Origin of the sequence: Parabacteroides merdae ATCC 43184 (genome assembly GCF_025151215.1) — a bacterium.
Classification (GTDB): domain Bacteria; phylum Bacteroidota; class Bacteroidia; order Bacteroidales; family Tannerellaceae; genus Parabacteroides; species Parabacteroides merdae.
On the sequence record NZ_CP102286.1, the window covers coordinates 4,068,708 to 4,080,252 of the forward strand.

The 11,545-nt window shown below is 45.4% G+C and carries 10 protein-coding genes; 6 read left to right on the top strand and 4 right to left on the bottom strand.

Features of this window, described 5'->3' with window-relative positions; translation table 11 throughout:
- Window positions 1-58 precede the first annotated feature (58 nt).
- Window positions 59-739 carry a tRNA (5-methylaminomethyl-2-thiouridine)(34)-methyltransferase MnmD gene (mnmD, locus tag NQ542_RS16515; RefSeq protein ID WP_005637651.1) on the top strand — a complete coding sequence of 227 codons (681 nt, stop codon included), beginning with the start codon at window positions 59-61 and terminating at the stop codon, window positions 737-739.
- On the opposite strand, the gene trxA is transcribed toward mnmD, so the two are convergent.
- Entirely contained in the window at window positions 734-1,048 is a 315-nt protein-coding gene (trxA, locus tag NQ542_RS16520; protein ID WP_005637649.1) for a thioredoxin, read from the bottom strand. The two genes, mnmD and trxA, sit on opposite strands and share 6 nt — an antisense overlap.
- A 68-nt stretch (window positions 1,049-1,116) precedes the next feature.
- Window positions 1,117-4,917, bottom strand: a complete 3,801-nt coding sequence (dnaE, locus tag NQ542_RS16525; protein WP_005637647.1) for a DNA polymerase III subunit alpha — start codon at window positions 4,915-4,917, stop codon at window positions 1,117-1,119.
- Window positions 4,918-5,044: 127 nt separating this feature from the next.
- Between dnaE and NQ542_RS16530 the strand changes: the two genes are divergently transcribed.
- From NQ542_RS16530 to tsf, 5 genes are all read left to right on the top strand, one after another.
- Window positions 5,045-5,674 (top strand): porin family protein, encoded by a 630-nt coding sequence (locus NQ542_RS16530; RefSeq protein ID WP_005637646.1) that lies wholly within the window; start codon window positions 5,045-5,047, stop codon window positions 5,672-5,674.
- Between the two features lie 331 nt (window positions 5,675-6,005).
- Complete coding sequence (gene rplM / locus NQ542_RS16535) at window positions 6,006-6,461, top strand: 50S ribosomal protein L13 (protein WP_005637644.1); 456 nt, start codon at window positions 6,006-6,008, stop codon at window positions 6,459-6,461.
- Between the two features lie 5 nt (window positions 6,462-6,466).
- Entirely contained in the window at window positions 6,467-6,853 is a 387-nt protein-coding gene (gene rpsI, locus NQ542_RS16540) for a 30S ribosomal protein S9 (RefSeq protein ID WP_005637642.1), read from the top strand.
- A gap of 141 nt (window positions 6,854-6,994) precedes the next feature.
- Window positions 6,995-7,837: a 30S ribosomal protein S2 gene (gene rpsB / locus NQ542_RS16545; protein WP_005637640.1), complete on the top strand. Its 843-nt coding sequence runs from the start codon at window positions 6,995-6,997 to the stop codon at window positions 7,835-7,837.
- 149 nt (window positions 7,838-7,986) lie between these two features.
- Window positions 7,987-8,976 (top strand): translation elongation factor Ts, encoded by a 990-nt coding sequence (gene tsf / locus NQ542_RS16550; RefSeq protein WP_005637638.1) that lies wholly within the window; start codon window positions 7,987-7,989, stop codon window positions 8,974-8,976.
- A gap of 110 nt (window positions 8,977-9,086) precedes the next feature.
- Here the strand turns inward: tsf and NQ542_RS16555 are convergent, their stop codons facing one another.
- Window positions 9,087-10,280: a pyridoxal phosphate-dependent aminotransferase gene (locus NQ542_RS16555; protein WP_005650649.1), complete on the bottom strand. Its 1,194-nt coding sequence runs from the start codon at window positions 10,278-10,280 to the stop codon at window positions 9,087-9,089.
- A 25-nt stretch (window positions 10,281-10,305) separates the two neighbouring features.
- Window positions 10,306-11,523, bottom strand: coding sequence for a bifunctional 3,4-dihydroxy-2-butanone-4-phosphate synthase/GTP cyclohydrolase II (locus NQ542_RS16560; RefSeq protein WP_005637634.1), 1,218 nt, complete (start codon window positions 11,521-11,523; stop codon window positions 10,306-10,308).
- Window positions 11,524-11,545: the final 22 nt, after the last annotated feature.

Below are 11,545 nucleotides of genomic sequence, written 5' to 3' on the forward strand. Positions count from 1 at the left end.
AAAGGTATATAAAAACCGGGATTAAAAACTTACCTTTGCAGGCATATTATAGAAATACATGCAGAACGCAACGAATCATATCAAACGGGAATTGCAACTGACGGCGGATGGGAGCCATACGCTTTTTATCCCCGAAATGGACGAACACTACCATTCTGTGAACGGCGCCGTGCAGGAGTCGCGCCATGTCTTTATTGAAGCTGGGTTACACCATCTGGAACGGAAAGAAATCGTCGTTCTGGAAATAGGTTTCGGTACTGGGCTCAATGCCTTCTTGACTTTGTTGGATGCCGAGGTGCATCAACGGAAAATACATTACTATTCGGTTGAACTTTATCCGCTTGATATGGACGTGATCGAGAGCTTGAATTACGGCGAAATGATCTGTGCCGGACGGAAAGATGTTTTCCAAGCCTTGCATCAGGCGGAATGGAATGTTGCGGTCCAGGTTACGGATTTCTTTGGACTGCATAAAATACAAGGAGACAGTAATACGTGTGCTTTGCCGGATCGGATCGACCTGGTCTATTTTGATGCGTTCGCTCCCGATAAGCAGCCGGAGATGTGGAATCAGGAAATCTTCAACCGACTGTATGCCCGCATGACCGGAGGCGGTGTTTTGACAACCTATTGTGCGAAAGGTGTCGTCAGACGTATGATGAAAGAAGCCGGATATTCTGTCGAAAGAATACCCGGCCCCCCAGGAAAACGCGAAATGCTTCGCGCTATTAAATTATAAAAGAGCTTCTATTTTAGATACGAATGTAGTTTTAGGAGCAGCACCTACCTGTTTATCTACTACCTTGCCGTCTTTGAAGAAAAGAACGGTCGGAATATTACGGATGCCAAATTGTGCAACCACGTCGTTGTTGTTGTCTACATCCATTTTGCCGATAGTAACACGGCCTTCATATTCGGTAGCCAGTTCATCGATGATCGGACCAACCATGCGGCAAGGACCACACCATTCAGCCCAGAAGTCAAGGACCATAGGCTTACCAGAGTTTACCAACTCTTCAAAATTTGCATCTGTAATTTGTAGTGCCATATCTTTAATTATGAATTATATATTCGAATTTTGTGCAAAAGTACAAATTCTTTTATACCATACAAATACTACCCGTTAATTTTAAAATCCATATTCTCGTTCGTTTGCAAGAATTCGACTAGGTTGCGTGTGACATTAAGCCGTATGTTTTGTGAGAAAAAATTCTGTATGACATTATGTTCGCAGTCAACCACCTTGAAATATAACAGGCTCTGACCCGGATTGTTTTTAATCAAGGTCGACAGTTCGTTTATGGTCGGTTCGTCCAAATCGTGGATCGGGACCGTGATACTGATCTTTTCGATCAGGCGGTCTTTCTCTTCCTGCAGCAATTGGATGGCCCCGATAGACAAGCTAAGGCGACCTGAATTGTAGCGGTCTTCCACACGCGCCTTGATCAGCAGGTACATGCCGCGCTTGCCGAATTTGCTGTAATCGACGTAATCTTTACCGAATAATGCTATTTCGCCGCTACCGGTAAAATCTTCTATCTTGATAATGCCGTAAGGATTCCCTTTTTTGGTCATCCCTTCGCGGAAGTCCGTAACGATACCGCCGAACAGCAAGTCTTTGCCTACCAGGTTTTCCTTGTCGTTTATTTCCGCCATGCCGGTATTACAAACATATGTCAGAATAATACGGTATTCATCCAACGGATGGGCGGAAAGATAGATACCGACCAGTTCTTTTTCTTTATTCAGGCGTTCGAGGTCGCTCCAACGTTCACATTTGGGAATCTCCGGTTTGGCGATGGCGATAAAAGCATCTCCTCCGAACAGGGAATTGGTAGCCGTGCTCTTGTCTGTCTGGAACTTATTGCCATAGCGAACCAGTGTTTCAAGGAATATTTCTCCTTTTCCGGTTTCGGCAAAGAACTGTTCCCGCTGGATGCCGAAATTGTCAAAAGCACCGGCTAATGCCAGCGATTCGATGTTTTTCTTGTTGCAGGCAGTCAGGTTGACACGTTCCACAAAATCAAAGATATCTTTGTACGGACCGTTTTTCCTCCGTTCTTCAATGATATTCTGCACGGCGGCTTCGCCGACACCCTTCACAGCACCCAGACCGAAGCGGATGTTCTTATTCTTGTCCACACTGAACTTCAGGATCGACTCGTTCACGTCCGGTCCGAGCACCTGAATGCCCATCGCCTTACATTCGTCCATGAATTTCGTGATATCCACAATATTCGATAAACTTCGGCTCAAGACGGCAGCCATATACTCGGACGGGTAGTTCGCTTTCAAAAAAGCTGTCTGATAGGCTACCCATGAGTAGCAGGTGGCATGGCTCTTGTTGAAGGCGTATGAGGCGAATTTTTCCCAGTCGGACCATATCTTCTGCAAAGTTTCTTCCTTGTAACCATTCGTCTTTCCACCCGCCATGAATTTGGATTTCAGGTGGTTCATCTTTTCGATCAGCTTCTTACCCATTGCCTTACGGAGGGCGTCACTCTCGCCACGGGTGAAGTTCGCTAACAGACGTGACAGAAGCATGACCTGCTCCTGGTAGACGGTGATGCCATATGTGTCTTTCAGATACCGCTCCATGACGGGAATATCGTACTTGATTTCTTCTTTTCCCTGTTTACGGGCGATAAAGGAAGGAATATAATCCATAGGTCCCGGACGATACAGGGCGTTCATCGCGATCAAGTCTTCGAATTTAGACGGTTGCAGTTCTTTCAGGTACTTCTGCATACCAGCGGATTCAAACTGGAAGGTACCTGTGGTTTTCCCGTCGCAATACAGTTTGTAAGTTGCCGGATCTTCCAGACTGATATGATCGATATCCAGGTCATGGCCGGTCGTCAGCCGGATGTTTTCAATTGCTTCCTTGATGATGGACAGTGTTTTCAGTCCTAAGAAGTCCATCTTGATCAAACCGGTCTCTTCGATCACCGAACCTTCATATTGGGTGACGAGCATCTCTTCACCGGTATCTTTGTCCTTGGCCGTACTGACAGGTACGACATCCGATATATCGTAGCGTCCGATAATGACGCCGCAGGCATGTACACCTGTGTTGCGCACGTTACCTTCCAGCATTTGGGCATATTTCAAGGTGTCGCGTGCCAGCGGGTCGTTTCCGGTAGCCGCTTCTTTCAGCTCCGGCACATAATTGATCGCATCCTTCAGCTTGAACTTCTTCATATCCGGAATCTTGTCCGGAACGAGTTTTGCGAGGCGGTTCGATTCGGCAAGCGGAAGCTTCTGTACACGTGCGACATCCTTGATGGCCGATTTGGTCGCCATCGTACCATACGTGATGATATGCGCTACACGTTCGGCCCCGTATTTTTCCGTTACCCAACGGAGTACTTCCCCGCGGCCGTCATCGTCGAAGTCGGTATCGATATCGGGGAGGGAAATACGGTCCGGATTCAGGAAACGTTCGAACAGCAAGTCATATTTGATCGGGTCGATGCGGGTGATCCCCAGACAGTAGGCAACAGCCGAACCGGCTGCCGATCCACGGCCGGGACCGACCGAAACGCCCAGTTCTTCGCGGGCGGCCCGGATGAAGTCTTGCACGATCAAGAAGTAACCGGGGAACCCCATCGTCTTCATGATGTGCAACTCGAAGTTCAGCCGCTCCTTGACTTCGTCGTTCAGATCATCTCCGTAGCAAATCTTTGCCCCGTCGTATGTGATCTTTTTCAGGTAGTCGGCTTCCAGTTTGATGCGGTATAGTTTTTCGTAACCGCCTAATTTTTTTATTTTGTCGTGTGCGGCCTCTTCACTCAGGACAACGTTTCCGTTTTCATCGCGGGTGAATTCGTCGAATAAGTCCTGTTCGGTGAATTTCTGGCGATATTCTTCTTCCGTCCCGAAATCTTCCGGGATGGCGAAGGTCGGCATGATAGGACCGTGGTCGATGGAGTAGAATTCCACCTTGTCGGCTATTTCCAGTGTGTTGCTGAGGGCTTCAGGAATATCAGAAAAGATGGTATTCATCTCTGCTGTCGTCTTCATCCATTCCTGTTTGGTGTAGCGCATACGGTTCGGGTCATCCAAATCTTTACCCGTACTAAGGCAGATTAGGCGGTCGTGAGCTTCCGCATCTTCCGCATTGACGAAATGAACGTCGTTGGTCGCGATAACCTTGATATTGTGTTTACGCGCCAGTTCCAGAATCGCCTTGTTTGCCGTAACTTGGTGGGGGTATACATCTTGTGCGGCGTTCGGGTCATGTGTCTCGTGTCGCTGTATTTCCAGATAGTAATCTTCTCCGAACAGGTTCTTGAACCAAAGGACCGATTCTTCGGCCTTGTCCATCCGTCCGTTCAGGATATGCTGCGGAATTTCCCCACCGATACAGGCGGAGCAAATGATCAGGTCTTCATGATATTTTTCCAACAACTCCTTGTCGATGCGCGGACGTCCGTAAAATCCTTCCGTCCAGGATAAGGAAACCATCTTGATCAAATTTTTGTAACCGTTCAGGTTCTTAGCCAGCACGATCAAGTGCCATCCGCTTCGGTCGTTCTGTGAAGCAAGCTTGCTATGCCGTCCGTTACGAGCACAATAGCACTCGCAACCGAAGATCGGTTTGAATATTTTTTTCTTCTCTTCTTCGATCTTTGCAGGTATTTCTTCAAGGCGGGCTTGCTCTTCGGCGGTCAGTTCCGTTTTACTTTTTAGCTCTTTTAGCTCTTTTTCATAGTCCTTGATGGCTCCTAACGGCTTGCCGTTTTTTTTGGATACCTTGTTGAAGAACTCTTTTATTCCGAACATCACACCATGGTCAGTGACGGCAATCGCCGGCATACCATCCTTTTGCGCTTTGTCAATCAAAGCGTCGATCGATGCTTGTCCGTCCAGCAGTGAATACTGGGTATGTACGTGCAGATGTATAAACGGTTCCATATGGGGTCTTAATCTTTTTTATTTCGGCCTATAAAGATACGGGTTATTTTATAAATTTATTCTATCGGCTGCAATAATCCGGTTGAAAAACTCTATCTTTGCTTTTAATAACTCAGAGATTAGCAATATGAGAAAAATTATATTTATCGCCTTTTGGGCAATGTTGATGATTATGCCGGCTGTCGGTCAAGTTACTTTCGGCGTGCGTGCGGGTGGTGCTTATTCTTCTCTGGTGCAAAAAGTTGAAGGGACATACAATGCAGGTGCCCGTTTCGGTTTCAGCTTGGCCGGACTTGCCGATATACATTTATATAAGGGCTTGTCTTTGCGTCCCGAACTGGCGTTTGTGAACCAAGGTGGTTCTTTCTACTCTAATCCGCAGGTGGAAGGGGCAAAGAATTCTTTCAATAAATGCAGTTACTATTCTATCCAGGTTCCGGTGAACTTGGCTTATACCTTTATTATAAATGATGTGCAGTTGGGCGTTTATGCCGGTCCGGCTCTCGACTTCTCTCTTTTTGGAAAGATGAAAACTGAAAACCAGAACGTCGATATCCATTTCGGCCAGACCAAGGAGGCTGATCTCAAAACATTTGATCTGGGTGTCAATGTCGGCTTGCGTGTGGATTACAGTCGCTACTTCTTTTCCGTCAGCGCCCTTTGCGGCACACTGGATCGTCGCGCTATAGAACGCGAAGGCGAATCTTCCCTCTATCAGAACAACGTGACGTTGTCGTTGGGGTATATGTTCCGGTAAATATTTATTACTCCGGCATACCGAAAACGAGATGATCCTTCTTTGTCATTTAGACGGAGAAAGGATATATTTCTTGATGTAAAATATTAGATGCTTTTTATGTCCGGTCTATAGCATCTTTTTCCTGAATTTGACCTACTTGTGTAAATTCTTTCTACGAAAAGTTTTGTGTTTTGCAGAAAAACCGTACCTTTGCAAGCCGAATATTATCAAAATTGTACTAAGAGTTTAATTTTTAGCACGTTGTTATGTCAAGTGTCCGTGGTGACAGCGCATGCGAGGATTGGATTCTTGTTTTTTAGAGTTATTAATTTATTAATTTTTTAAGCAAGTGGATACTTTAAGTTTTAAGACCATTTCTGCAAACAAAGCAACTGTAAACAAAGAGTGGGTCATTGTTGACGCCGAAGGACAGACTTTGGGACGCCTTTGCGCAAAGGTAGCGAAGCTTTTGCGTGGTAAGTACAAACCCAATTTTACTCCGCACGTTGATTGTGGTGATAACGTAATTATCATCAATGCAGACAAAATCGTTCTGACAGGTAATAAGTGGAACGATCGTATTTATTTGAGATATACCGGATATCCCGGTGGACAGATCGCTTATACGCCGGCTGACTTACAGGCTAAAGGTGACGACCGTCTGTTCCGTAAAGTAGTAAAAGGTATGCTTCCGAAGAATCGTCTGGGTGCTAAACTGTTGAACAATCTGTATGTATATGCAGGAACAGAGCACAAACACGAAGCTCAGCAGCCTAAATTAATCGATATAAACTCATATAAATAATCACAATGGAAGTAGTAAATGCAATAGGAAGACGTAAGGCAGCAGTTGCTCGCGTATTCGTAAGCGAAGGTACAGGAAAGATTACTATCAACAAACGTGATCTGGCTAATTACTTTCCTTCTACAATCCTTCAGTTCATTGTTAAGCAGCCGCTCGCAAAGCTGAACGTTGCAGAACAATATGATATCAAGATCAACCTCGATGGAGGTGGCTTCAAAGGACAGTCTGAGGCAGCTCGCTTGGCTATCGCTCGCGCACTGGTTAAGATCAATCCGGAAGACAAATCCGCTCTTCGTGCAGAAGGTTTCGTTACTCGTGACCCGCGTGCTGTTGAACGTAAGAAACCGGGACGTCCTAAAGCTCGTAAGAGATTCCAGTTCAGTAAACGTTAATCTTATTTGTGAGTCCCTTACAAGTATAGCAAAGCGTTTAGTATCTAAATTATCAGGATTCTTTTTATATGCTGACATACAGGAGGACTACCTGATGATTGAGTTAAACAAAAGAAAGTAAACGATTTTAAGAAAAAAACAATGTCAAGAGTTAATTTTGATCAGTTATTAGAAGCTGGCGTACACTTCGGACACTTAAAAAGAAAGTGGAACCCTGCAATGGCTCCTTATATCTTCATGGAGCGTAATGGTATTCATATCATTGACTTATATAAAACAGTTGCTAAAGTAGACGAAGCAGCAGAAGTAATGAAGAACCTTGCAAAACAAGGTAAGAAAGTACTTTTCGTTGCTACTAAAAAACAAGCTAAACAGGTTGTCGCTGATAAGGCTTCTTCTGTAGGTATGCCTTACGTTATCGAACGCTGGCCGGGTGGTATGTTGACCAACTTCCCGACTATCCGTAAAGCTATCAAGAAGATGGCTACTATCGATAAGATGACAAAAGATGGTACATTTGATAATCTTTCTAAGAGAGAAAAACTTCAGATCACTCGCCAGCGTGCTAAGTTGGAAAAGACCTTAGGTTCTATCGTGGACCTGACTCGTCTTCCGTCAGCTTTGTTCGTCGTTGACGTAATGAAAGAGCATATCGCAGTTCGTGAAGCTAACCGCTTGGGGATTCCTGTATTCGGTATGGTTGATACAAACTCCGACCCGAACAATATCGACTACGTGATTCCGGCTAACGATGACGCTACAAAATCTGTAGAAGTTATCTTGGGAGCTATCTGTGAAGCAATGAACGAAGGTTTGCAGGAACGTAAAGCTGAAAAGATCGATACAGAAGCTGCCGGTGAAGGCGAAGCTCCTAAAAGAGAACGCAAAGCTAAAGCTGCTGTAAAGAAAGAACGTACTAAGAAGGAAGACGACGAAGCTCTGAATGCTAACGTTGCTGACAAATTCGCTAAGGACGAAGAGTAATTCAATTGACAATTGAAAATTGACAATTGAAAATTAAGAGAAACATAAAATGAAACGATGGGCAATTGGCTTTTGACTTGAATTGTCAATTGTCAATTGTCCATTGTCAATTAATAAAGTAAATATTTAATAAATAAGAAAATAAGATTATGGCTGTAACTATGGCTGATATTACCAAGCTGCGCAAAATGAGTGGAGCTGGTATGATGGACTGCAAGAAGGCTTTGACCGAATCTGATGGTGATATCGAAAAGGCAATGGAAATTATCCGTAAAAAAGGACAGGCTATTGCTGCTAAGCGTTCTGACCGTGAAGCTGCTGAAGGTTGCGTATTGGCAAAGAAAGATGGCGAATTCGCTGCTATCATCGCTTTGAAGTGCGAAACAGACTTTGTGGCTAAGAATGAAGATTTCATCGCACTGACTCAGGCTATCTTGGATGCTGCTGTGGCTAACAAGTGCAAGACTCTGGACGAAGTGAAGGCTTTGCCGATGGGTAAAGGCACTGTACAGGATGCTGTTACCGACCGTAGCGGTATCACGGGCGAAAAGATGGAATTGGACGGCTATAACGTAGTGGAAGGCGCTTATACCACTGTTTATAACCACATGGGTAAGAATCAGTTGTGTACGATCGCTGCGTTTAATAAGGAATCTGAAGAAGCTGCTCACAACATCGCTATGCAGATCGCAGCCATGAACCCGATCGCTATCGATGAAGCCGGTGTTCCTGAATCTGTAAAAGAACAGGAAATCCAAGTGGCTATCGAGAAGACTAAAGCTGAACAGGTACAGAAAGCTGTTGAAGCTGCCCTGAAGAAAGCTGGAATCAACCCGACACACGTTGACAGCGAAGACCATATGGAAAGCAACATGGCTAAAGGCTGGATCACGGCTGAAGATGTTGCCAAAGCAAAAGAAATCATTGCTACTGTTTCTGCTGAAAAAGCAGCAAACTTGCCTCAGCAGATGATCGAGAACATCGCTAAGGGGCGTCTTGGCAAATTCTTGAAGGAAGTTTGCTTGCTGAACCAGGAAGATATCATGGATGGCAAGAAGACTGTAAAAGAAACAATGAAGGAAGCTGATCCTGAATTGCAGATCTTGGCATTCAAACGCTTTACTTTGCGTTCCGAATAATTTTGCTACGGCAGTTTGAAATAAAAAAGGAGATGTTTTCAAAAAACATCTCCTTTTCTGTTTTTTAGACACGGATTTCACAATTGTGAAATCCGTTTATATCCGTAGGTTTATTTTAAAGCAGCCAAAGCCTCTTTGATACGTTTGATAGCTTCCACGATGTTTTCATCGCTGGTAGCGTAACTCATGCGGATGCATTCGGGGGCACCGAAAGATGTTCCGCCAACGCAAGCTACATGGGCGACTTCTAACAAGTACATGGCTAGATCATCTGCATTCTCGATCGTGCGTGTACCGTCGGTTTTGCCAAAGTAATAGCTACATTTGGGGAACAGGTAGAAAGCTCCTTCCGGCTGATTTACTTCGAATCCCGGAATCTCTTTCGCTAAGCCGACAATCAAGTTGCGGCGGCGTTCGAATGCCTGGCGCATTTCTTCGACCGGTGCTTGTGAACCTGTGTAAGCAGCTTCTGCCGCTTTCTGGGATACGGAGCATGGTCCGGAAGTATATTGTCCCTGCAATTTGTTTACTGCCTTTACGATCCATTCCGGTCCGGCAATGAAACCGATACGCCATCCGGTCATGGCATAGGCTTTGGAAACACCGTTGACAATGACAGTACGGTCTTTCATTCCGTCCACCTGTGCGATGCTGTTATGTTTGCCGATATAGTTGATATGTTCGTAGATCTCGTCTGCAATCACGATGATTTCCGGATGTTTTTTCAGGACTTCGGCCAAGCCTGCCAATTCTTCTGCACTATAGACCGAGCCTGTAGGGTTAGACGGGGAGCAGAGGATCAACGCCTTTGTCTTCGGTGTGATAGCCGTTTCCAACTGTGCCGGAGTGATTTTGAAATCCTGTTCGATACCGGCCGCAACGATTACTGGTGTACCTTCGGCCAATTTTACCATTTCCGGATAGCTGACCCAGAACGGAGCCGGGATAATCACTTCGTCACCCGGATTTACCAATACCATGATTGTATTACAAACGGATTGTTTGGCACCATTTGCGCAAGAAATCTGGTTGGCTGTGTATTCCAATCCGTTTTCGTTTTTCAGCTTGGCAACGATGGCGTTACGCAAGGCCGGATAACCAGCGACGGGAGAATAACGAGAATAGTTTTCGTCGATAGCTTTTTTGGCAGCATCCTTAATAGGTTCGGGAGTATTGAAGTCGGGTTCTCCGACACTTAAGTTGATAACATCAACTCCCTGAGCCTTTAATTCACTGCTCTTCTGGGACATCGCCAATGTTGCGGATGGCGACAAACTTGCTAAACGTGCTGATACTTGTGTCATGATAGTGTTATTATGTAATTATGAATTATTTGATATTGTGCAAGACGTGTCCCATACGTTCCTTTTTCGTTTTCATGTAGAATTCGTTGTAAGGATTCGGAGCGACTTCGATAGGAACGTTTTCTACGACTGTCAGCCCGTATGCTTCCAGTCCGACACGCTTGACGGGGTTGTTGGTCATCAGGCGCATCTTGGTGACTCCCAAATGGCGCAGGATCTGGGCACCGACGCCGTAATCGCGTTCGTCTGCCTGATGTCCGAGATGCAAATTTGCATCGACAGTGTCCAAACCGTCTTCTTGAAGTTTATAGGCTTTCATCTTTTCCATCAGTCCGATGCCGCGTCCTTCTTGGTTCAGGTAAACGATTACTCCTTTGCCTTCTTGCTCGATACGTTGCATTGCTTTGTGCAACTGCTCGCCACATTCGCAGCGCATGGAGCCAAAGATATCACCGGTTGCACAAGAAGAATGTACACGGACCAAGATCGGTTCGTCCGGTTCGAACCTACCTTTTATCAGGGCAATATGTTCCAGTCCGTTGCTTTTTTGGCGGAAAGGGATCAAGCGGAAGTGGCCATACTGGGTGGGCAGATCAACTTCGACGCCATTTTCTACGATCGATTCTGTTTTCAAACGATATGAAATCAGATCTTTGATACAGATGATTTTGATATCGAACTTCTTGGCGACCTCGATCAGTTGGGGCAGGCGAGCCATGGTCCCGTCTTCATTGATGATTTCGATCAGTGCGCCAGCCGGGTATAAACCGGCAAGGCGTGCCAGATCAACAGCTGCTTCGGTATGTCCGGCACGGCGCAACACACCACGTGAACGGGCACGAAGCGGGTTGATATGTCCCGGACGGCCCAGGTCGGACGGTTTGGTTTTCGGATCGGCAAGCGCCAGAATAGTTTCTGCACGATCAAACATCGAAACGCCGGTTGTACAGCCACCTCCTAATTTATCAACCGTTATCGTGAAAGGAGTTCCTAGTAAAGAGGTATTATTTGCAACCTGCATGTCCAGTTCTAATTCTTGACAACGTTCTTCCGTGATCGGTGCGCACAATACGCCACGACCGTTTTTCAACATGAAGTTTACTTTTTCAGGAGTTATCTTTTCGGCGGCAATAATAAAATCACCTTCATTTTCGCGATCTTCATCATCGACTACGATTAAGAATTTTCCTTCTCGGAAGTCTTCAATAGCTTCTTCAATGGTGTTTAATTTGATTTCGCTCATATATTATTTTACTTATATTTCT